Origin of the sequence: Agreia sp. Leaf335 (genome assembly GCF_001423605.1) — a bacterium.
In the GTDB taxonomy this organism is placed as follows: Bacteria; Actinomycetota; Actinomycetes; order Actinomycetales; family Microbacteriaceae; genus Agreia.
This window is the reverse complement of the sequence record NZ_LMOQ01000002.1, coordinates 636,025-657,451: the sequence shown is the minus strand read 5'-3', so window position 1 is coordinate 657,451 and position 21,427 is coordinate 636,025. Positions and strand designations below refer to the sequence as shown.

The following is a 21,427-nucleotide window of genomic DNA, read 5'->3' as shown; positions in this document are numbered from 1 at the left end:
GCGATGCCGCACACCTCTCTTGCCGCTAAGCCGTTCCGTCGACCCTGACGCGATCTCGCTGCGACGAACGCCCGAACCACATCCACAGCGGGCGAGCCGTAACGATGACGAGCACCGCGAACAGGCTCTGACTGAGGACCCCGAAGACCGAGAGTCCGCCGATCACGGCGAAGACGGTCCAGTTCACCGTGATGTCGGCGATCATCACGACGATGCCGAGCACGATGCCGGAGCGCCGGCGAAAGATGATCAGCGCAACCGTGAGCGGATCCAGGATCGTCAGCGTTACCCAGAACAGCCGGACGCCGAGAGGGAAGCCGCTGTAGGCATCCACCCCGCCGAAGATCAGATCCGCCGTGTGGGTGATCGTTCCCACGACAAAGCCGATCAACCAGACGGCTTGGAACGCTCGGAGTGCTCGTACCGATGTGGTGACGGTGATCATCCGCTCATGTTAGCGAGCCACGTTCACTACGCTGTGTAGCACTAAGCGCGACTCGACAGAGCTGTCCGAAAGGCTGACCATGAAAGCGTCCCGACCTCGCACGCTCGATCGTGCGCGCACAACCGTCCTTCTCCTCGCAGCGATCCTCGCGCTGTCGGCGTGCTCGACCGCGGCCGACGCGCCCTCCGCGTCGCCGACCGCCTCGCCTACCGAGTCGCACGCGCCCGTCGAGGCCGTCGATCTCGCGGCGGGCGAGCAGGATGCGCCGGTCGAGGTCTCCGTATCCGGTGACGACGGCGTCGGAGTCACCTTTCGCGAGATCACCCTGGCGCCGGGCGCATCCACGGGCGTGCACTGCCACTACGGGCAGCTGGTCGCCGTGGTCTCGGAGGGAACTCTGACGCACTATGCCGACATCTATCCGAGTGGCGTGCACGTCTACAAGACGGGAGACAGCATCATCGAAGGAGCGGGCTATCGCCACGAAGGGCGGAACGAAGGCGACGAGAACGTGGTGCTCTGGGTGACCTACATCATTCCCGAGGGCAAGCCTCTTGCCGAGACCGACCTCTCGCACTGCGACGCTTAGCGAAAGAAGACCAGGGGGAGACATCACGATGACGCAGCACCCGCACCGAAAGCTGATGCCCGATGTGAGGCTGTGGACGGGCATCGCCGCGGTCGCGGTGGCGCTGCTCACGGTGACCGAGTTCTCGGTGCAGGTGTTCGTCGTCGGCGCGCGACCCAGCCTCGACGACGAGTTGGCTCTCGTCGACTTCATGACGAGAACGAGCAACGGCACCCTGCTCACGATTCTCATCGACACCATGCTGATGGCCGCGCTCATCGTGTTCCTCGCGGGATTCCGGCAGCTCATCACGCACTCCGAGGTCGCGCTGCAGTGGGTGGCCGACCTGGCTTACGGCGCGGGACTCGTCTTCGTGGCCGTGACGCTCGTCGGCGATGCCATGGAGGCTGGCACGGCCCTCGATGTCACGGGCATGGCGGGCGACTACTCGGTTCTGCGGGCGCTCACCGTGGGGCACACGGTTCTCTTCGGCTCGATCGGATGCGTGTTGACGGCTCTGGTCGCGGCGGCGAGCGGATACGTGACGCTCGGCTCCGAGGCCTTACCTCGGTGGACCGGCTGGCTCGCCTACACGGTGGCAGCACTCAATCTCCTCGCCGTCCCGACCATGTTCGGCGGAACCGATCCCGCGTCGTTCTTCGCCGCCGGAGGAGCGGGAACGGCGCTCTTCGCCACGTTCCCGTGGCTGGTGTGGGTCACGGCGATCGGAGTCGTGACTATTCGCGATCGTCGCCGACCTTACGACGTTCCTGCCGAATCCATCGTCGCCACAGGCTAGGGCCCCGATCAGGGCCGTCGGCTATCGTGAGCCGGGTGACTCGACGCCTCTTCGCCCTGCCCTCCGCTCTCGCCGCGACCGCCCTCGTGGGCGCCGCGCTCGTGCTCGTCGGCGCATCCAGTGCTTCGGCACACGACGCGCTGGAGTCGTCGACCCCCGCAGCGGGCGAGGTCGTCACGGCCGACCCGACCGTGGTCTCCCTGACGTACAGCGACGAGCTCCTCACCCTGGGTGACGACACGAGCGCCTTCGCCATTCAGGTGACGGATGCGTCGGGCGCGTTCCACGAGAACGGGTGCGTCGTCGTCGACGGGGCCGTCGCATCCACCGGCATCGCCCTGGGAGATGCGGGGATCTACACCGCCACCTGGCAGGTCGTCTCGAGCGACGGACACCCGACGTCGGGCAGCTACACCTTCGACTACCAGCCGGTGGACTCGGGCAACTCGCTGCCCGGCATGGCGGCCGCTCCCGCCTGCGGGGCGCAGTGGGCGGGCTCGCCTCGCGAGGACTCGGCTCCGGCGGCGACTCCCGAGCCGTCGGCGACCACGATGGCCGAGGAGCCTGCTCCGGCCGCCACCGCGACGGCCGACCCTGCATCGACGAACGACGACGGCGCCGATGGGAGCCGGATCGGTATCGCTGTCGCCGTATCGATCGGCGGCCTTGCGCTGATCGTGACGGTGATCGTGCTCACCCTGCGGCGCATCCGACGTGACCCGTTCGAGAAGCCGGATGCGCCGTCGGGCGACGAGTACGGGGATTCCCAGAAGTAGTCCGGCAGGTCACTGTCGTCTGGAGAACGTGATGACAGGGTGGCCACGCTGCGCGTCCCGTGCAATCGTGGCGGTGACGCCGTAGACCGCGGAGATGAGTTCTGTCGTGAGCACGTCGCCCGGTGCTCCCGTGGCGACCACACGGCCCTCCTGCAGTACGACGACGAGATCGCAGTACATGGCTGCGAGGTTCAGGTCGTGGATGGCGATGACGGTGGTGACCGGTAGGGCGCACACGAGCTCGAGGAGCTCGAGCTGATGGCGGACGTCGAGATGGTTGGTGGGCTCGTCGAGAAGCAACTCTCGCGGTTCCTGGGCAAGGGCCCTCGCGATCTGAGCGCGCTGACGCTCCCCGCCCGACAGCGTGTGCCACAGACGTTTCGCCTGATCGAGCAGGCCGACGTGTGCGAGCGCCCTGTCGACGGCGTCTTCATCTGCGGTGGTTCCTCCACCGAGTGCTGTGCGATGCGGGATGCGACCGAGCCTCACGATGTCGCGCACGGTGATGTCGACCTCGGTGTCAGCGTGCTGCGTGACAGACGCGACCGAGCGTGCGACGTGTCGACGACCGACGGAGGTGAGGTCGACACCGTCGAGCGTGACGAATCCCGACGTCGGCCTGACGAGCCCGTGCAGCACTCTCAGCAAAGAGGATTTGCCCGAACCGTTCGGCCCGAGGAGGCCGACCGTCTGCCCAGGCTCGGGGTGCAGGGTCGCGCCGTCGACGACGAGCACACCGTTCCTGCTCCAGGTCACCTGCTCGGCGCGGAGCGTCATGCGCGCCTCCTTCGCCGGGCCAGTAAGGCGATGAACACGGGAACGCCGACGAGCGCCGTTCCCACGCCGACCGGCAGAGGGGTCGGCGAGAAGGCGACCCTCGATCCGGCATCGACCCAGACCATGAAGATCGCGCCGATGATCGCGGTGGCGGGAACGAGGCGCGCGTGGCGGGGGCCGACGAGCAGGCGAGCGGCATGCGGCAGAACGAGCCCCACGAAGCCGACCGCACCGGCCACGCTCACGAGCGTGGCTGTGATCAGCGCGGTCGCGACCAGCAGCACAGCACGGGTGCGGGTCACATGTATGCCGAGAGACGCGGCGACATCGTCACCGAACGCGAAGGCATCGAGCGCGTGGGCGTAACGCAGGCACACGAACGAACCGATCACGACCACGATCGCGCAGAGTGCGACGTCGTCCCATCGCATTCCTTCCAGCGAGCCCAGCAGCCAGAACATCACTCCGCGCGTCTCGTCCGAGTCGGCGAAGGCGAAGATGATGAGAGATGTCACGGCCGAGAACAGCTGGGTGCTCGCGACGCCGGCGAGCACCACACGATCGGTGCCGCCGCCAGACAGTCGTGCCAGCAGCAGAACGAGGCCGAACGCGATCAGTGCCCCGATGAACGCGCCGCCCGAGAGACCTACCGCAGCGCCGCCCAGTCCCAGTACGCCGATCACCACTGCGCCGGTGGACGCGCCAGACGAGACGCCGAGGATGAACGGATCGGCCAGAGGGTTGCGCAGCAGCGACTGCATGATCACGCCGCAGAGTCCCAGACCGGCGCCGCACGCGGCAGCGACGAAGGCGCGGGGCAGACGCTCCTCCCACACGATCGCGTTCTTCGAGACCTTCACAGCAATGTCGGTGAGACCGAGATGGTTGGTGACGATGTCGCGCACGTTGACGAGCAGGATGTCCGCCGGTCCGAGCGTGATCGCGACACCGACCGAGACGAGCAAAAGGACCAGTCCGGCCAGCACGAGCAGACCTGCGATCGCGGTCCGGCGCGTGCGGGAGGCCGGCCGCAGCACGGGCGTCGTCGTCTGCGGGTGTGTCGGAGGCGGGGCGGTGCTCAGAGCTCGTCCTTGTGCTCGCGCAGCCAGGATTGAATCTTCTCGAGGCCGTCGACGAATCGGATAGACGGATTGAGTTCGGCGCCGTGAAGAACGATGTATCGCTTGTTGCGTACGGCATCGATCGTCTGAGTGAGCGGGTCCGACTCGAGGAAACTGATCTTGTCGTCGAGACGGTCGCCGGGGAAGCGGTCTCGTTGCAGGTCGCCGAGCACGAGGATGTGCGGATCCCTGTCGGCGACAGCCTCCCAGGTCGTGGCCGGCCAGTCCTCCGGGGATGCAGAGAACACGTTGTCGAAGTCCACTGTCGTGGCGAGCAGGCCGGCGGCACTCAGCCCGCCAGCCATATAGGGGGTCTTCGTGTCGGCGAACCAGAAAGCGACTGTTGCGCCAGCGAAATCGACGCCTTCGGTCGCCGCCGCGGCCCGGGTTCGGAGTCCGTCGACGAGCGCCTTCGCACGATCCGGAACGTCGAAGATCGCGCCCAGCTCGGTGATCTCCTCGTAGAGCGAATCGATCGTGAGCGCATGGGTGCGGGTGCCGCCGCCGTTGATGCTGGTGCCGTTGTCGCAGTCGGTGGGTGAGAGGTAGCTTCCGATGCCCGTCTCGGCGAAGCGCTCGCGGCTCGCCACGCCTCCCTGAGCGAAGTGCCGCCCGAACGAGGCGGTCACGAAGTCTGGATCGGTGCCGAGCACGACCTCGTAGCTCGGCGCGTTGTCTGACAGCCGCGGAACCTCGGAGTTGGCGGCAGCGAGGGAGTCGAGCACGGGATCGGTCCACGAAGCAGTCCCGACCAGATGGTCGGCGAGCCCGAGCGAGAGCATGATCTCTGTCGAGTTCTGGTCGAGAGAGACGACGCGCTGCGGTGGTGCATCGACGACGGTCTGAGTGCCGCAGTTGTCGATGGTCAACGGATATTCGGTCGATCCCTGTCCAGACGTGGACGTCGGGCTGGTCTCGACGGCCTCGGATGCGCCGCATCCGGTGAGGCCGACCGCGAGAACGGATGCGAGGGCAAGACTGATAGCGGCGCGCTGGCGCACGTCGGGCTCCTTCGTTCGGGTGGGGGAGTCAGATCGGGGCCGCATCGAAGAACGACACCCAGAAAGATAAGGATAGCCTTACCTGACTCGCCGCCCGGAACTCAACGAGACTGGCGGCGTTTTCCCACCCTTGGAGCACCCTTCACTACCGGGGCTCGACCCTTGCCCTTCGATGCCTTCGCCTTACCCCCGGCGAGGGGAGCGGTGATCGTGGAATTCCCGGTCGACTTCGCGAGATCCGCAGCCGCCTTCTCGGCGAAGGCCACACCCTCGGGCGTCAGAACGGTCGATTCGGCGTCGTAGTCGAACAGCGGGTAACCCAGATTCTGCTCGAGCTGCTTGACGGCGGCGATCATGCTGGAGCGCGGAATGCCCTCGATCTTGGCGGCTTTGGCGAAATGCAGCTCTTTCGCCGCCGTGATGAAGAGCCTGTTCAAACGATGATCCACAAAATCCGTCCTGACTGCGCGCATCGCCCGGTCACCCTCAGATTACGCGCTCGAGCCTCGCGACGCGTGAGCCGTATGTTGCTAGGCTGGCCGCACAAACGAATATCGGGCCGACATCACGCGATGCGGGAGAGCCCGCCGATCACCTCGGCAGGCACCGAAGGAGCAATTCTCCCCACCAATCTCTCAGGTACGTGTACCGCATCGAACAGGCCACTCTGAAAAGAGATCTCGAACAGTGTTCGACGGTCCGCCCACGGTGAAAGTCGCTGCCACGCAGCGTCGAAGCTCTCAGGCACAGATGACAGAGGGGGAGTTCTTGACTGCTCGGGTTCGCGCCCGGGTCCGCAATACCCACTGCGCCTTGGAGAACTCGTGACCGATAGATATTCGCCGCTCAACCGCATCCATGTGGCTGCCGGAGCCAGCTTCACCGACTTCGCCGGTTGGCAGATGCCCGTGCGTTACTCGAGCGACCTCGCCGAGCATCACGCCGTGCGCACCGCCGCGGGCATCTTCGACCTCTCGCACATGGGCGAGATCTTCGTCGTGGGGCCCGAGGCGGCAGACGCCCTCGACTACGCGCTCGCCGGCAAGCTCTCGGCCACCGTCGTCGGGCAGGCCAAGTACAGCCTCCTCCTCGATCGAACCGGCGGAATCATCGATGACCTCGTCGTGTACCGCACCGGCGACGACCGGTTCATGGTCGTGGCGAACGCGTCCAACCGTGAGGTCGTCGCCGCCGAGCTCCTCGAGCGCACCTCCCCGTTCGAATGCGAGGTCTTCGACGAGAGCGACGAGCTCGCCCTCATCGCCGTGCAGGGTCCGCGATCGCGCGAGATCCTCGTCGCGACCGACGGCTTCGCCATCGAGGGCGGCCACCCCGACGGCCGCGACGTGGGGGAGAAGCTCGCCGAGCTCAAGTACTACCGCGCCCTGTCCGGGTCGTTCCGCACTCAGCCCGTGCTCATCGCCCGCACCGGTTACACGGGTGAAGACGGATTCGAGCTCTACGTCAGCCCCGATCACGCCGAAGAGCTCTGGAACGCGCTCACCGAATCCGGAACCCCGCTCGGACTCGTGCCGGCCGGGCTCGCGAGCCGCGACACCCTGCGTCTCGAGGCGGGTATGCCGCTGTACGGCCACGAGCTCGGCACCGAGACGTTCCCCGTGCAGGCCGGCCTCGGCCGCGTCGTCGCAACAGCGACGAAGGGTGACTTCGTGGGTCGCGAGGCCGTCGAAGCCGGCCCCAACCCGGATGCGCGCACGCTGGTCGGTCTGGTCGCCGAAGGCAAGCGGGCCGCGCGGGCGGACTACGAGATCTTCGCCTCCGACGACTCCACCGACGTGATCGGCGTCGTCACGAGCGGTGCCCTATCGCCGACCCTCGGCATCCCGATCGCGATGGCCTACGTCGACGCCGCCTTCGCGACGCCCGACACAGTCGTCAGCATAGACATCCGCGGCAAGCGCCTGAGCTACCGCGTCACCTCCCTCCCGTTCTACCGCGCGAAGAAAGACTGAAGCCATGGCTACCGAAAGCGAACTGCAGTACACAAGCGAGCACGAGTGGGTGCTCGTCGAGGGCACCACCGCCACCGTCGGCATCACCGCGTATGCGGCAGAGAAGCTGGGCGACGTGGTCTTCGTCGACCTGCCCGACGTCGGCACGTCGCTGGCGAACGGCTCGATCGTCGGCGAGATCGAGTCGACGAAATCGGTGGGTGAGCTCTTCGCCCCCGTCGATGGCACGGTGCTCGAGAAGAACTCCGCGGTCGAAGACACCCCCGAGCTGGTGAACAGCGACCCGCTGGGCGAGGGCTGGCTCATCAAGATCGAGTTCACCGAGCTGCCGCCGTTGCTGTCGTTCGACGAGTACACCGCGCTGCTGGGGGAGTAACACACCGATGTCGCTTCCTTTCACCGCGCGTCACATCGGCATCGATGACAGCGCGCAGGCCGTTATGCTCGCCCGCCTCGGCTACGACTCGGTCGACGCCCTCGTGCGCGCCGCGATCCCCGGCTCGATCCAGCTGAGCGAGACCCACCGCGCGGAGGCGATCCCTGCGGCCGCGACCGAGCGCGAGACCATCGCCGAGCTCCGCACCCTGGCATCGCACAACACCGTGAACCGGTCGATGATCGGGCTCGGTTACTACGACACCATCACACCGGCAGTCATCCGCCGCAACGTGCTCGAGAACCCCAGTTGGTACACCGCCTACACGCCCTACCAGCCGGAGATCTCGCAGGGGCGCCTCGAAGCGCTCATCAACTTCCAGACCATGGTCGCCGACCTCACGGGTCTGTCGACCGCCAACGCCTCCATGCTCGACGAGGCCACCGCCGTCGTCGAGGGCATGCTGCTCGCCAGGCGCGCCTCGAAGTCGACCTCGAATGTCTTCCTCGTCGACGCCGACGCTCTGCCGCAGACGAAGGCTCTACTGCGTTCGCGCGCCGACGCCGTGGGCATCGAGATCGTCGAGCTCACCCTCGACCGCGTCGACCACCCGGCGTCGCACGACCACCCGCTCGCCACCGGTTTCGGCGCCTTCATCCAGTACCCCGGCGCATCCGGCCGAGTCTGGGACCCGCGCGACGTGATCGAGGCGGTGCACGCATCCGGCGGACTCGCCGTCGTCGCGGCCGACCTGCTGGCCCTCACCCTCATCACCTCTCCCGGCGAACTGGGGGCCGACGTCGCCGTCGGCACGAGCCAGCGTTTCGGCGTTCCCATGGGCTTCGGTGGACCGCACGCCGGCTACATGGCTGTGCGCAAGGGCCTCGAGCGTCAGCTCCCTGGTCGCCTCGTGGGCGTGAGTCAGGATGCGTCGGGTCACCCCGCCTACCGGCTGAGCCTGCAGGCGCGAGAGCAGCACATCCGTCGCGAGAAGGCCACCTCGAACATCTGCACCGCCCAGGTTCTTCTCGCCGTCATGGCCGGTATGTACGCCGTCTACCACGGGCCGGAAGGTCTGCAGCGCATCGCTCTCGACGTCAACGACATCGCCCGTCGGCTCGCCAGCGCGCTCGAGGCGGCCGGAGCGGAGCTCGTGCACGAGGACTTCTTCGATACCATCCAGGTGCGGGTGCCCGGACGTGCCGCCGAGATCGCCGCCCAGGCTCACGCCGGCGGCTACCTTCTGAACGTCGCCGATGACGACACCATCGGTGTCTCGGTCGACGAGACGACGACATCTGCCGACATCGACACGGTGCTCGGCCTGTTCGGGGTGTCGCCCGCCAGCGATGCCGAACAGCTCGCCGAGAGCCTGCCCGAGCACATTCTGCGCACGAGCGACTACCTCACGCACGAGGTGTTCAACACGCACCGCTCGGAGACGAGCATGATGCGTTACCTCAAGCGCCTTGCCGACTACGACTACGCGCTCGACCGGGGCATGATCCCGCTCGGCTCGTGCACCATGAAGCTGAACGCGGCCACCGAGATGGAGGCCGTGACCTGGCCCGAGTTCGGAGCCCTGCACCCCTTCGCGCCCAGAGCAGACGTCGAGGGCTACCTCACGCTCATCTCGCAGCTCGAGACCTGGCTCGCAGAGGTCACAGGCTATGACTCGGTCTCACTGCAGCCCAATGCGGGAAGTCAGGGCGAGCTGGCGGGCCTGCTCGCCATCCGCGGCTACCACCACGCCAACGGATCGTTCGAGCGCAGCGTGTGTCTCATCCCGTCGAGCGCTCACGGAACGAACGCGGCCTCGGCTGTTCTCGCCGGCATGAAGGTCGTCGTGGTCGCCTGCGATGAGAACGGCAACGTCGACGTCGACGACCTTCGGTCCAAGATCGAGCTGCACGCCGACTCGCTCGCCGCGCTCATGATCACCTACCCCTCGACGCACGGGGTATACGAGCACGAGGTGGCCGAGATCTGCCGTCTGGTGCACTCGGCCGGCGGCCAGGTCTACGTCGACGGCGCGAATCTCAACGCCCTGCTCGGCTTCGCCCGCTTCGGCGACTTCGGGGGCGACGTGTCGCACCTCAATCTGCACAAGACCTTCTGCATCCCTCACGGCGGGGGAGGCCCTGGCGTCGGCCCGGTCGCGGCCAAGGCGCACCTTGCGCCCTTCCTGCCGGGCCACGCGCAGGCGCAGGACCCGTCGCATCCGCTCGCCGGTGGTGGCACCGTCGTACACGGCGGTGGGCCGATCTCGGCCGCGCCGTACGGCAGCCCGAGCATCCTGCCGATCAGCTGGTCGTACGTGCGCATGATGGGCTCGCAGGGCCTCGCGGATGCGACGGGTGCGGCCGTGCTCTCGGCCAACTACGTCGCCGCACGGCTCTCCGAGCACTTTCCGGTGCTCTACGCGGGCGACAACGGTCTCGTCGCGCATGAGTGCATCATCGATATCCGGCCTCTGACGGCATCGACCGGCGTCTCGGTCGACGACGTCGCCAAGCGACTGATCGATTATGGATTCCACGCCCCGACGATGAGCTTCCCCGTCGCGGGAACGCTGATGGTCGAACCGACCGAGAGCGAAGACCTCACCGAGATCGATCGCTTCATCGACGCGATGATCGCCATCAAGGGCGAGGCCATGCAGGTCGCCGAGGGTGTCTGGCCCGCCGACGACAACCCCCTGCACAACGCGCCGCACACGGCACAGTCCGTCGTCGAGGGCGAATGGATGCATCCGTATGATCGCGAGACTGCGGTTTATCCGGTGCGTTCGTTGATCCGCTCGAAGTACTGGCCGCCCGTGCGTCGCATCGATCAGGCGTGGGGTGATCGCAACCTGGTGTGCTCGTGCCCGCCGCCGGAGGCGTTCGAGTAGCAGAGCCGGCCGTTTCCGCGCGTGCGGTAGCCTCTCAGCATGGCGAGACGATTTGCGATTCAGCGCGGCCGATTTTCGATGCTGGCGGCGGTGACGCTGGGTTCCTTCGCCCTGATCGCCGTTCCCGCTACGGCCGCACACGCCGAGGTCTTCTTCGATGAGGGCGGATGCGTCGTGCAGCAGGTCACCGACGGTGCGCCGGCGGGCGGCAGCCAGTGCGCGGGCGTCGACTTCGGCGGCGTGAGCATGGGCCAGGCCGCTTTCATGGGCGCGAACCTGGCCGGCGCGAACCTGTCGGGATCGAAGCTGCAGGCAGCGAACTTCACCGGAGCGAACATCGAGGGTGCTGATTTCACCGACGCACAGATAGAGGGCGCCGACTTCACCGACTCGGGAATCCTTCCCGGCACGATCACCGCCGAGGCCGCCGATGCGAGCGGAGCTCCGATCGAATTCGCACCCGTGGTGCCCGCAGGTCTCACAGCGGGAGACTGCATGATCGTCGACGTTCCGGTCGCGTCGGGCACCGTGTTTCCCGTCGGCGACTCCGGCATGGTCTGCAAGTTCTCGTCGTCGAACGGCACCGCCCTCGCCGTGGTGAAGATCCAGGTCACCCCTCACCCGGAGCAGACAGAGGCGCCCACGCCGCTGTTCACCGATGAGCCAGGTCAGGCGCCCACGGCGACCTCGACCAGGCAGCCGGCGGACTGGGGACTCATCGCCGCGGTCGGTGGTGGAGCTGTCGTGGTTCTCGCGCTCGGAGTCGCCGCGATGGTCATCTCGCGGCGGAGGCCCGTCGCAGCCACCGGTGACGACGACGTCGCGGAGCCGGATGACGACGACGCACCGAAGGCGCCCGGACTCTAGCTCAGGCGGAAGAGGTCCGGAAAAGTCGAGACGGCCCAGGCGTAGCCCACGAACGAGGCGATGTCGATGATCCAATGGGCGATGACGAGCGGCATCGTGCGGCCCCAGCGCGTGTAGCACCAGCCGAAGACGATTCCCATCACGACGTTTCCGAAGAATGGTCCGATGCCCTGATAGAGGTGGTAGCTGCCCCGCAGCACCGCGGCCGACAGGATGATCTGCCACCGACCCCAGCCGAGCTGTTTGAGCCGGGTGAAGAGGTAGCCCACGACGATCAATTCCTCGGTGAGGGCTGCCCTCAGGGCGGAGGCGATCAGCACCGGCACGGTCCACCAGTAGGCGTCGATAGGGGCCGGGACCACATTGACGGTGATGCCCACGGCTCGGCCGATGAAGTAGAGCGCTATTCCGGGTACTCCGATGACGAGAACGAGCAGAAGCCCCCGAGCCGAGTCGCGAGCAGGGGACTTCAGGTCGAAGCCGATCCTTCGGAACGGGTTCGTTCCCGAGATCGCCAGCAGGTAGAAGACGAGGATCACCGGAACCAGATCGAACAGGATGGCGAGGGACTGGTACGTGAAGTCGAGCCACTCGCGCGTACTCAGCGCCGAGTTCAGGGCTGTCGACTGATCCGCGAGAGGGGTGTCGTCGGTGAGCTTGGCCACGATACTCACGATCGAGTACACGGCGGATGCGCCGAGCGACAGCCCGAGGACGATCGCGATCTCCCAGGTCAGCCGTCGTCGCCGCGTCGTACGCCAGGGAGAGGGGATCGATTGAGACACACGTGCTCTTTCTTGCGTGGGCTGGCCCATACGGAGGGAAAATTGTGCGTGCGGCACAAGGAATGCCGATTTCACGTTTCTAGTGTGTAACTTTTTCCTGATGGATTTGGCAGGATCCCAGCCCCCTTTTAGGGTACTGGGTAGTCAGCCACGCGACTGATCACCTTTCGGGTGCCTCCGAGAACGTCTAGTGAGCATCCGGTAGCCCAAGAAAGTCCTCAGGAGGAAAATTGAAAATCAGACGCATTGGCATCGGGGCTATCGCCCTCGCTGCGGCCAGCGCCCTTATGCTGTCCGGTTGTTCGGCGGGTGGAGACACGCCCAGCACGAACTCCGGCGGAAACAACTCCGCAATCATCACGGCGAACGGCTCGGAGCCGCAGAACCCGTTGATCCCCACCAACACCAACGAGGTCGGTGGCGGCAAGATCCTCGACGAGATCTTCGCTGGTCTGGTCTACTACGACGCCAAGGGCGCTCCCATCAACGACGTCGCTGAGTCCATCGAGACCACCGATGCTCAGAACTACACCATCAAGATCAAGCCGGGCCTGAAGTTCACCAACGGCGACCCGGTCGACGCAGCCTCCTTCGTCGACGCATGGCAGTACGGCGCGCTTCTCTCGAACGCGCAGCTCTCCAGCTACTTCTTCGAGGACATCCAGGGGTTCAGCTACGACGCTGACAGCCCACTGACCGGCCTCACGGTCGTCGATGACACGACCTTCACGGTCGCGCTCACGAGCCCGAAGTCCGACTTCCCGCTGCGGCTCGGCTACTCGGCGTTCTTCCCGCTGCCCAAGTCGGCGTTCGCCGACATGGCCGCGTTCGGTGAGAACCCGATCGGTAACGGTCCCTACATGCTCGCCGGCGAGGGTGCCTGGAAGCACAACGAGAAGATCGACCTCGTCGTGAACCCCGACTACCAAGGTGGACGCGTTCCCAAGAACGGCGGCGTGACCATCGTGTTCTACGCCACCCAGGACGCCGCATACTCCGACCTGCAGGGCGGCAACCTCGACGTCCTCGACGCCGTGCCGGACAGCGCCTACCAGACGTTCCAGTCCGACCTGGGTGACCGTGCGGTCAACCAGCCGGCGGCCGTCTTCCAGTCGTTCACGATCCCGTCGCGCCTCGCCCACTTCGGTGGCGAAGAGGGAACGCTGCGTAAGCAGGCGATCTCGATGGCCATCAACCGCGAGGAGATCACCAAGGTGATCTTCGAGGGAACCCGTACGCCGGCCAGCGACTTCACGTCGCCGGTCATCGACGGATGGTCCGACAAGCTCGACGGTGCCGACGTACTCAAGTACAACCCCGACGAGGCCAAGAAGCTGTGGGCCGAGGCCGACAAGATCTCGCCGTGGAGCGGTACCTTCCAGATCGCGTACAACTCCGACGGTGGCCACCAGGGCTGGGTCGACGCAGTGGCGAACAGCCTGAAGAACACCCTGGGCATCGACGCATCGGGCGCTCCGTCGCCGACGTTCGCCCAGGTGCGCACGGCTATCACCGACCGCAGCATCCAGACGGCGTTCCGCACCGGATGGCAGGCCGACTACCCGGGTCTGTTCAACTTCCTCGGACCGATCTATGCCACGAACGCTGGCTCCAACGACGGTGACTACTCGAACCCGGACTTCGACGCACTGCTGGCGAAGGGCTCCTCGGAGACCGACGTCGACACGGCGAACAAGGACTTCCAGGACGCTCAGGAGATCCTGCTGAAGGATCTGCCGGCGATCCCGCTGTGGTACTCGAACGTCACCGGTGGCTACGGCACCGAGGTGTCGAACGTGACCTTCGGTTGGAACTCCGTTCCGCTGTACTCCGAGATCACCAAGGGCTAACTCATAGCATCCTCGTCTGTGGGGCGGCAGCGACTCTCGCTGCCGCCCCACACATGCGCTCTGTAAGGTATTCCCAGCGCGTGCGGCCAAGTAAGAGATAGGTGTTTCCACTCGAATGTGCAACAAGCCCGAACCGGTGATGTGACCAGACCATGGCCGGATATATTTTCAGACGCGTTCTTCAGGCGATCCCCGTCTTCTTCGGGACGACCTTCCTCATCTACTTCATGGTGTTCGCCATGCCGGGCGACCCCATCGTCGCCCTCTTCGGCGACAAGACGCCGAACCCCGCGGTCATCGAGCAGCTGCGCCAGCAGTACCACCTCGACCAGCCGTTCATCGTGCAGTACTTCATCTACATCGGCGGCATCTTCCGCGGAGACTTCGGCATCTCATTCTCGGGCGAGCCGGTCACGCAGATCCTGGCCCGTACGTTCCCGGTCACGATTCGGCTGGCGATCCTCGCGCTTCTGTTCCAGTCCATCGCCGGAATCGTCGTGGGACTCTACTCGGGCCTCCGCAAGGGAAAGCTGTTCGACTCGAGCGCTCTCGTCGTCAGCCTCATCCTGATCTCGCTGCCCATCTTCGTGATCGCCTACGTGGCGCAGTACGTCTTCGGTGTGCAGTTGGGCTTGGCGAGAACAACGGTCGGTTCCGGAGCTCCAATCCAGGATCTGATCATGCCGGCCCTCGTGCTCGCCAGCGTCAGCTTCGCGCAGATCGTGCGACTCACTCGGTCATCGGTGATCGAGACGAGCGGACTCGACTTCGTGCGGACGGCCTACAGCAAGGGCCTGAGCCGCCGACGCATCGTGCCCGTGCACATCCTGCGCAACTCACTCATTCCCGTCGTCACCTTCCTCGCCACGGACTTTGGCGTGCTTCTGGTCGGTGCGACGGTGACGGAGGGAATCTTCAACGTTCCCGGCGTCGGAAACACCTTGTACCAGGCGATCATCCGAGGCGAGGGACCGACCGTCGTGTCGTTCGTCACCGTGATGGTGCTGCTCTACCTCGTCGTCAATCTTGTCGTAGACCTCTTGTATGGCCTGCTCGATCCAAGGATCCGCCTTGTCAAATAACACACCACGCTCGACGACGCACTTCGTTGCGCCTCTCGAGGAAACGCCCCTGGTCGCCATCGACGCCGTCAAGGTCGACGAGAAGCCGTCCAACCTCTGGATCGACGCCTGGAGGGACGCCCGCCGTCGGCCGATCTTCTGGATCTCCGGTGCCCTGATCCTCCTGATCATCGCCGTGGCCCTCCTTCCGTCGCTCTTCTCGCCCATCAACCCGCTCACCGAGGCGTGTGCTCTGGGTGACAGCAACGGCGATCCGTCCGCGGGTCACCTCCTCGGCTTCACGAAGCAGGGCTGCGACGTCTACGCGCGCATCATCTACGGCACGTCGACCTCCATCTCGGTCGGTCTGATCGTCATCCTGCTCACGACCGTCCTCGGCGTTGCATTCGGCGCGTTCGCAGGGTTCTTCGGAGGCTGGGTCGACGCGACCCTCTCCCGAATCGGCGACATCTTCTTCTCGATCCCCTACATCCTCGCCGCGGTCGTGATCATGAGCGTGCTGTCGCAGTACCGCAGCATCTGGACGATCTCGCTCGCGATCGGTCTGTTCGCCTGGCCCTCCACGGCCAGGGTGCTGCGTGCCGAGATCCTCAGGGTCAAGCAGGCCGACTACATCACCGCCTCTGAAGCACTCGGCGTCTCGCGCATGAAGATCCTCTTCCAGCACGTGCTGCCGAACTCCATTGCACCCGTGATCGCCATCACCACGATCTCGCTCGCCGGTGCGATCGTCGCGGAGGCGACGCTGTCGTTCCTCGGCGTGGGACTCGGTGGAAGCATCATGTCCTGGGGCAACGACATCAACCAGGCGCAGCGCGACATCCGGGTTCACCCGCAGACCCTGATCTGGCCGTCGCTCGCCCTCTCCGTCACGGTCTTCAGCTTCATCCTCATGGGTGAAGTCGTGAGAGACGCACTCGACCCGAAAGCGAGGGCGCTCCGATGATCGCCACCGACGCATCCGCAGCCCCTATCGACGGCCGAGCCGTCACGCCTCTGCTCGAGATCAAAGATCTGCAGGTCGGTTTCCAGACACAGCGCGGCATGGTGACCGCCGTCGACGGCGTGAACATCACGCTCATGCCCGGCCAGACTCTGGCCATCGTGGGGGAGTCGGGATCGGGCAAGTCCACGACAGCCCACGCCATCATCAACCTGCTGCCCGGTTCGGGCCGGATCACCGGTGGAGAGATCCTCTTCGAGGGGCGCAACATCGCCGCCCTCGACGAGAAGCAGATGGAGGAGATTCGCGGCCGCAAGATCGGCTTCGTTCCCCAGGACCCCATGTCGAACCTCAACCCCGTCTGGAGCGTCGGCTTCCAGGTGGAGGAGGCGATCCGTGCGAACGGTATCGCCACCGGCAAACAAGACGTCAAGAAGCGCGCTATCCAGGTTCTGACCGAAGCCGGGCTCTCAGACGCCGACAAGCGCCTGAAGCAGTTCCCGCACCAGTTCTCGGGCGGTATGCGTCAGCGCGTGCTCATCGGAATGGGCCTCAGCTCGAACCCCAAGCTGCTGATCGCCGACGAGCCCACGTCAGCACTCGACGTCACGGTGCAGCGACGCATTCTCGACCACCTCGAGAAGCTCACCCGCGAGTCGGGCACGGCACTCGTGTTCATCACGCACGACCTGGGACTCGCGGCAGAGCGCGCAGAGCAGCTCGTCGTCATGTACAAGGGCAAGGTCGTCGAGTCGGGTCCCTCTCGGGAGATCCTGCAGAACCCGATGCATCCCTACACCCAGCGTCTCGTTGCCGCGGCGCCGAGCCTCGCCTCTCGTCGGATCCAGTCCGCCTCGAAGCCGCTCGAAGACCTCGGCTACGAGGCCACCCGCGTGACCGAGGGTGTCGACCTCATCGCCGCGGCGGAGTCGCGGCACGAGGCGCACGCTGCGACGGCGGACACGACGGCAGCCATTGCCGTCAAGGATCTCACCAAGGTCTACAAGATCCGTGGTGGCAAAGGGTCGGCATCGACCCTCAAGGCCGTCGACGGTGTCAGCTTCGAGATCGAGCGTGGCACGACGATGGCGCTGGTGGGGGAGTCCGGTTCGGGCAAGTCCACCGTCGCGAAGCTCCTGCTGAGGCTCGAGGACGCCACGAGCGGCGAGATCCGCATCGACGGCACGGACACGGCGCCGCTGAAGGGCAAGAGCCTCCTGGCTCTGCGCCGCAAGATGCAGCCGGTGTTCCAAGACCCGTACGGTTCCCTCGACCCGCTGCGCAACATCGGCAACACGATCTCGGAGCCTCTGAGCGTGTTCAAGGTGGGCGACTCCACGTCGCGACGCGCCAGGGTGAACGAGCTGCTCGACCAGGTCGCCCTGCCGAAGTCGCTCGTCACGCGCTACCCGAACGAGCTGTCCGGTGGGCAGCGCCAGCGTGTCGCCATCGCGCGCGCCCTGGCACTCAAGCCCGAGATCGTCGTGCTCGACGAGGCCGTCTCGGCTCTCGACGTGCTCGTGCAGGCGCAGATTCTGCAGCTGCTCACCGATCTGCAGTCGGAGCTGGGGCTCACCTACCTCTTCATCACACATGACCTGGCCGTGGTGCGAGTCATCGCAGACAACGTCAGCGTGATGAAGTCGGGGCGCATCGTCGAGGCCGCTGCAACAGACGAGGTGTTCGATAACCCGCGTGAGGAATATACTAAAGAGTTGCTTGATGCAATTCCCGGGGCCAACATACCCCTGGGCATCTAGCCGTTCAGGGCGTTGTCGCCCGATATCCCACGCTAATAAGAGCCCGTCACGATTCGGGTTCATCCCGATCCTCAAGGACTTTCTCCATGGCTGAAGCCACCCGCGCCGACCTGCGCAACGTCGCAATCGTCGCCCACGTCGACCACGGCAAGACGACTCTCGTCGACGCCATGCTCAAGCAGACCAACTCGTTCGATGCCCACTTCGAGGGCGACGACCGCATGATGGACTCGAACGACCTCGAGCGCGAAAAGGGCATCACGATCCTCGCGAAGAACACCGCTGTCACGTACAACGGTATTCACGCGGCTGAGCACGGTGCCGGTGGCCCGATCGTCATCAACGTCATCGACACCCCGGGTCACGCCGACTTCGGTGGCGAGGTCGAGCGCGGCCTGTCCATGGTCGACGGCGTCGTTCTGCTCGTCGACGCCAGTGAGGGCCCGCTTCCGCAGACGCGTTTCGTGCTGCGCAAGGCCCTCGAGGCGAAGCTCCCGGTCATTCTGCTCGTCAACAAGACCGACCGCCCCGACGCGCGCATCGACGAGGTCGTGGCCGAGAGCCAGGACCTGCTCCTCGGCCTCGCCAGCGACATGGCCGACGATGTTCCCGACCTCGACCTCGACGCCATCCTCGACGTTCCCGTCGTGTACGCCTCGGGTCGTAACGGTGCCGCCAGCACGAACAAGCCTGCCAATGGCGAGCTGCCCGACAACGACGATCTCGAGCCGCTGTTCGAAGCGATCCTCACTCACGTGCCCGCCCCGAAGTACGACGACGAGCACCCCCTGCAGGCGCACGTCACGAACCTCGACGCCTCGCCGTTCCTCGGCCGCCTCGCTCTGCTGCGCATCTTCAACGGCAACATCAAGAAGGGCCAGCAGGTCGCCTGGGTCCGTCACGACGGCTCCGTTCAGAACGTCAAACTCACCGAACTGCTGATGACGAAGGCGCTCACGCGCTACCCCGTCGACAGCGCGGGCCCCGGCGACATCGTCGCCGTCGCCGGCATCGAGGAGATCACCATCGGCGAAACGCTCGCCGACCCCGAAGACGTTCGCCCCCTGCCGACTATCACGGTCGACGACCCGGCCATCTCGATGACCATCGGAACCAACACCTCGCCCCTCGTCGGCAAGGTCAAGGGACACAAACTCACCGCGCGTATGGTGAAGGACCGCCTCGACCGCGAGCTCGTCGGTAACGTCTCGCTCAAGATCGTCGATATCGGAAACCCCGCCGCGTGGGAGGTGCAGGGTCGTGGAGAACTCGCCCTTGCCATCCTGGTCGAGCAGATGCGTCGCGAAGGCTACGAGCTCACCGTGGGCAAGCCGCAGGTCGTCACCAAGCAGGTCGACGGCAAGACCTACGAGCCGATGGAGCACCTCACCATCGACGCGCCGGAAGAGTACCTCGGTGCGATCACGCAGCTCCTCGCCGCTCGCAAGGGCGTCATGGACGGCATGTCGAACCACGGCACCGGCTGGGTGCGCATGGAGTTCATCGTTCCGTCGCGCGGCCTCATCGGCTTCCGCACCGAGTTCCTGACCACGACCCGCGGCACCGGCATCGCCAACGCCATCTCGCACGGCTATGGCCCCTGGACCGGCCCGATCGTCACCCGCAACAACGGCTCGATCGTCGCCGACCGCGCAGGAGTCGTCACGCCCTTCTCGCTCGTCAACCTGCAGGAGCGCATGAGCTTCTTCGTCGAGCCGACTCAGGAGGTCTACGAGGGCATGGTCATCGGCGAGAACTCGCGCGCCGACGACATGGACGTGAACATCACCAAAGAGAAGCAGCTCACGAACATGCGCCAGTCGACGTCTGACACGTTCGAGCGCATGACCCCGTCACGCAAGCTCACCCTCGAAGAGAGCCTCGAGTTCGCCCGCGAAGACGAGTGCGTCGAGGTCACGCCCGAGTTCGTGCGCATCCGCAAGGTCGAGCTCGACGCGAATTCCCGTGCCCGTGCCACGGCGAACCTCAAGCGCGCCAACCAGGGCAAGAACTAGCTCTTCACGACGAAGCGGGGCAACGGAGTTCGTCTCCGTTGCCCCGCTTCGTCGTTGCGGACCATGACCGGGCGGTCTTCTAGGCGAAGAGCCCGGCTCCGACGTACGAGCCCTGTCGCGCCCCCGGGGGAACGGCGAAGAGACCCGACCCCACGTGCCTGATGTACTCGTTCATGAGGTCGTTCTTCGCCAGGTTCATCTGAATGTCGATGAACTGAGCGGGGGAGCGCTGGTAACTGATGAAGAAGAGGCCGGCGTCGAGGCGGCCGAGATTGTCGTTGCCGTCGACGAAGTTGTATCCCCGTCTGAGGATCTCGGTTCCGCTATTCGATTCCGGATGCGCGAGACGCACGTGCGAATCGGCGTCGATGAGCGGCTTGTCGGCTCTGCCGAGCACGGCGAAGTCGGGAGCGGTGAACTCCGTTCCCCCCGACAGCGGTGCGCCCGCACCCTTGGTGCGACCGATGATGCGTTCCTGCTCGCTGAGCGCCGTCCTGTCCCACGTCTCGATCGTCATGCGGATGCGCCGGGCGACCAGGTAGGAGCCACCGGCCAGCCAGGCGGGCGTCGCCGAGGCGGGAACCCACACGGAGTTCATCACCTTGCCGAGCTGCTCCGCCTTGATGTTGGCGGTTCCGTCCTTGAAGCCGAACAGGTTGCGGGGTGTCACCTGCGACGTACTGGTCGACGACGTCCGACCGAATCCGAGCTGCGACCAGCGCAGGCTGGCGCGGCCGAAGGCGATGCGCGACAGATTGCGGATGGCGTGCACCGCGATCTGCGGGTCGTCGGAACAGGCCTGGATGCAGAGATCTCCACCCGTTTTCTGCGGATCGAGATCGTCCGCGGGAAAATGCGGCAGCTCGCGCAGCTCGGCCGGTTGCTGCGACGCGATGCCGAAGCGATCGGCTCCTGACCCGTCGACGAACAGCGTGGGGCCGAAACCGAAGGTGATGGTGAGTCCGCCGGTGGGCAGATCGAGCGCCTCGCCCGTGTCCTCCGGCGGAGCATCGTACGGACCGTCGACCGCGCCGTACTCGCCTACGGGCTTACCCGCGCACATCTGTGCGGCCGCCGCACTCCAGTCTTGAAGGAGCTCTATGAGATCGGACCTGGAGGCGGTCGACGACATGTCGAACGCCGCAAAGTGAAGGCGGTCTTGCGCAGGGGTGACGATTCCGGACTGGTGCGTGCCATGGAAGGGGTACGCCGCGGTGGACGCGCTCGTCGCTCCGGTCGTGGTGGCCGCAGACGCGGCAATGATTCCGCGGTCGCCCGCCACGCCCACGCCCAGACCCACGACGCCGGCGCCCGCCAGCCCGAGAAGCCCTCGACGAGAGAGTTTCTGCGGGGTGACCGGCACCTGCTCCTCGGCGGAGCGCTCGTCTGTCATGGG

19 protein-coding genes and 2 riboswitches are annotated in these 21,427 nt (G+C 65.7%); of the genes, 12 read left to right on the top strand and 7 right to left on the bottom strand.

The genetic code is table 11. The features are described 5' to 3' along the window. Nucleotides 1–25: 25 nt before the first annotated feature. A complete protein-coding gene (locus ASF79_RS09155; RefSeq protein ID WP_055853978.1) occupies nucleotides 26–445 on the bottom strand; it encodes a hypothetical protein in 420 nt (139 codons plus the stop codon). Nucleotides 446–524: 79 nt separating this feature from the next. On the opposite strand from ASF79_RS09155, the gene ASF79_RS09150 reads away from it, so the two are divergent. The 3 genes from ASF79_RS09150 to ASF79_RS09140 are packed head-to-tail and all read left to right on the top strand — an operon-like array spanning nucleotide 525 to nucleotide 2,588. Continuing rightward, a complete protein-coding gene (locus ASF79_RS09150) occupies nucleotides 525–1,034 on the top strand; it encodes a cupin domain-containing protein (protein WP_055853974.1) in 510 nt (169 codons plus the stop codon). Between the two features lie 28 nt (nucleotides 1,035–1,062). Continuing rightward, nucleotides 1,063–1,812, top strand: coding sequence for a hypothetical protein (locus ASF79_RS17475; RefSeq protein ID WP_055780261.1), 750 nt, complete (start codon nucleotides 1,063–1,065; stop codon nucleotides 1,810–1,812). 35 nt (nucleotides 1,813–1,847) lie between these two features. Continuing rightward, entirely contained in the window at nucleotides 1,848–2,588 is a 741-nt protein-coding gene (locus tag ASF79_RS09140) for a copper resistance CopC family protein (RefSeq protein WP_055853971.1), read from the top strand. Nucleotides 2,589–2,597: 9 nt separating this feature from the next. Here ASF79_RS09140 and ASF79_RS09135 read toward each other — a convergent pair whose 3' ends face one another. The 4 genes from ASF79_RS09135 to ASF79_RS09120 form a co-directional block, all read right to left on the bottom strand. Further along, entirely contained in the window at nucleotides 2,598–3,365 is a 768-nt protein-coding gene (locus ASF79_RS09135; RefSeq protein ID WP_055853967.1) for an ABC transporter ATP-binding protein, read from the bottom strand. Continuing rightward, nucleotides 3,362–4,402 (bottom strand): FecCD family ABC transporter permease, encoded by a 1,041-nt coding sequence (locus ASF79_RS09130; RefSeq protein WP_200933556.1) that lies wholly within the window; start codon nucleotides 4,400–4,402, stop codon nucleotides 3,362–3,364. Before ASF79_RS09130 ends, ASF79_RS09135 begins: the two co-directional genes overlap by 4 nt. Before the next feature lie 41 nt (nucleotides 4,403–4,443). Continuing rightward, complete coding sequence (locus ASF79_RS09125; RefSeq protein WP_235500710.1) at nucleotides 4,444–5,487, bottom strand: ABC transporter substrate-binding protein; 1,044 nt, start codon at nucleotides 5,485–5,487, stop codon at nucleotides 4,444–4,446. A 101-nt stretch (nucleotides 5,488–5,588) separates the two neighbouring features. Then, nucleotides 5,589–5,924 (bottom strand): LysR family transcriptional regulator, encoded by a 336-nt coding sequence (locus tag ASF79_RS09120; protein ID WP_235480588.1) that lies wholly within the window; start codon nucleotides 5,922–5,924, stop codon nucleotides 5,589–5,591. Between the two features lie 128 nt (nucleotides 5,925–6,052). Further along, a riboswitch (glycine riboswitch) is annotated at nucleotides 6,053–6,148 on the top strand. Beyond that, nucleotides 6,149–6,254, top strand: a riboswitch (glycine riboswitch). A 57-nt stretch (nucleotides 6,255–6,311) separates the two neighbouring features. Between ASF79_RS09120 and gcvT the strand changes: the two genes are divergently transcribed. The 4 genes from gcvT to ASF79_RS09100 are packed head-to-tail and all read left to right on the top strand — an operon-like array spanning nucleotide 6,312 to nucleotide 11,596. Beyond that, the gene (gene gcvT / locus ASF79_RS09115; protein WP_235500709.1) at nucleotides 6,312–7,460 is read left to right on the top strand and encodes a glycine cleavage system aminomethyltransferase GcvT; all 1,149 of its coding nucleotides are present in this window, start codon (nucleotides 6,312–6,314) and stop codon (nucleotides 7,458–7,460) included. Between the two features lie 4 nt (nucleotides 7,461–7,464). Beyond that, the gene (gene gcvH, locus ASF79_RS09110) at nucleotides 7,465–7,836 is read left to right on the top strand and encodes a glycine cleavage system protein GcvH (RefSeq protein WP_055780280.1); all 372 of its coding nucleotides are present in this window, start codon (nucleotides 7,465–7,467) and stop codon (nucleotides 7,834–7,836) included. Nucleotides 7,837–7,843: 7 nt separating this feature from the next. After that, complete coding sequence (gene gcvP / locus ASF79_RS09105) at nucleotides 7,844–10,729, top strand: aminomethyl-transferring glycine dehydrogenase (protein ID WP_055853954.1); 2,886 nt, start codon at nucleotides 7,844–7,846, stop codon at nucleotides 10,727–10,729. A 39-nt stretch (nucleotides 10,730–10,768) separates the two neighbouring features. Then, a complete protein-coding gene (locus tag ASF79_RS09100; protein WP_082495780.1) occupies nucleotides 10,769–11,596 on the top strand; it encodes a pentapeptide repeat-containing protein in 828 nt (275 codons plus the stop codon). Here ASF79_RS09100 and ASF79_RS09095 read toward each other — a convergent pair. After that, on the bottom strand, nucleotides 11,593–12,411 hold the full coding sequence (locus ASF79_RS09095; RefSeq protein WP_082495779.1) for a CPBP family intramembrane glutamic endopeptidase: 819 nt from the start codon (nucleotides 12,409–12,411) through the stop codon (nucleotides 11,593–11,595). The genes ASF79_RS09100 and ASF79_RS09095 overlap by 4 nt on opposite strands. Before the next feature lie 200 nt (nucleotides 12,412–12,611). Between ASF79_RS09095 and ASF79_RS09090 the strand changes: the two genes are divergently transcribed. The 5 genes from ASF79_RS09090 to typA all read left to right on the top strand — a co-directional run bounded on the left by ASF79_RS09090 (nucleotide 12,612) and on the right by typA (nucleotide 20,031). Further along, nucleotides 12,612–14,231: a peptide ABC transporter substrate-binding protein gene (locus ASF79_RS09090; protein ID WP_055853945.1), complete on the top strand. Its 1,620-nt coding sequence runs from the start codon at nucleotides 12,612–12,614 to the stop codon at nucleotides 14,229–14,231. Nucleotides 14,232–14,383: 152 nt separating this feature from the next. Then, complete coding sequence (locus tag ASF79_RS09085) at nucleotides 14,384–15,313, top strand: ABC transporter permease (RefSeq protein WP_055780293.1); 930 nt, start codon at nucleotides 14,384–14,386, stop codon at nucleotides 15,311–15,313. Next, entirely contained in the window at nucleotides 15,303–16,259 is a 957-nt protein-coding gene (locus ASF79_RS09080) for an ABC transporter permease (RefSeq protein WP_235480590.1), read from the top strand. Before ASF79_RS09085 ends, ASF79_RS09080 begins: the two co-directional genes overlap by 11 nt. Further along, nucleotides 16,256–18,016: a dipeptide ABC transporter ATP-binding protein gene (locus tag ASF79_RS09075; RefSeq protein ID WP_055853940.1), complete on the top strand. Its 1,761-nt coding sequence runs from the start codon at nucleotides 16,256–16,258 to the stop codon at nucleotides 18,014–18,016. Before ASF79_RS09080 ends, ASF79_RS09075 begins: the two co-directional genes overlap by 4 nt. An 86-nt stretch (nucleotides 18,017–18,102) precedes the next feature. Beyond that, nucleotides 18,103–20,031 (top strand): translational GTPase TypA, encoded by a 1,929-nt coding sequence (gene typA, locus ASF79_RS09070; RefSeq protein WP_055853937.1) that lies wholly within the window; start codon nucleotides 18,103–18,105, stop codon nucleotides 20,029–20,031. A gap of 79 nt (nucleotides 20,032–20,110) precedes the next feature. Here the strand turns inward: typA and efeB are convergent, their stop codons facing one another. After that, on the bottom strand, nucleotides 20,111–21,424 hold the full coding sequence (efeB, locus tag ASF79_RS09065) for an iron uptake transporter deferrochelatase/peroxidase subunit (protein WP_055853933.1): 1,314 nt from the start codon (nucleotides 21,422–21,424) through the stop codon (nucleotides 20,111–20,113). Between the last annotated feature and the right edge of the window lie 3 nt (nucleotides 21,425–21,427).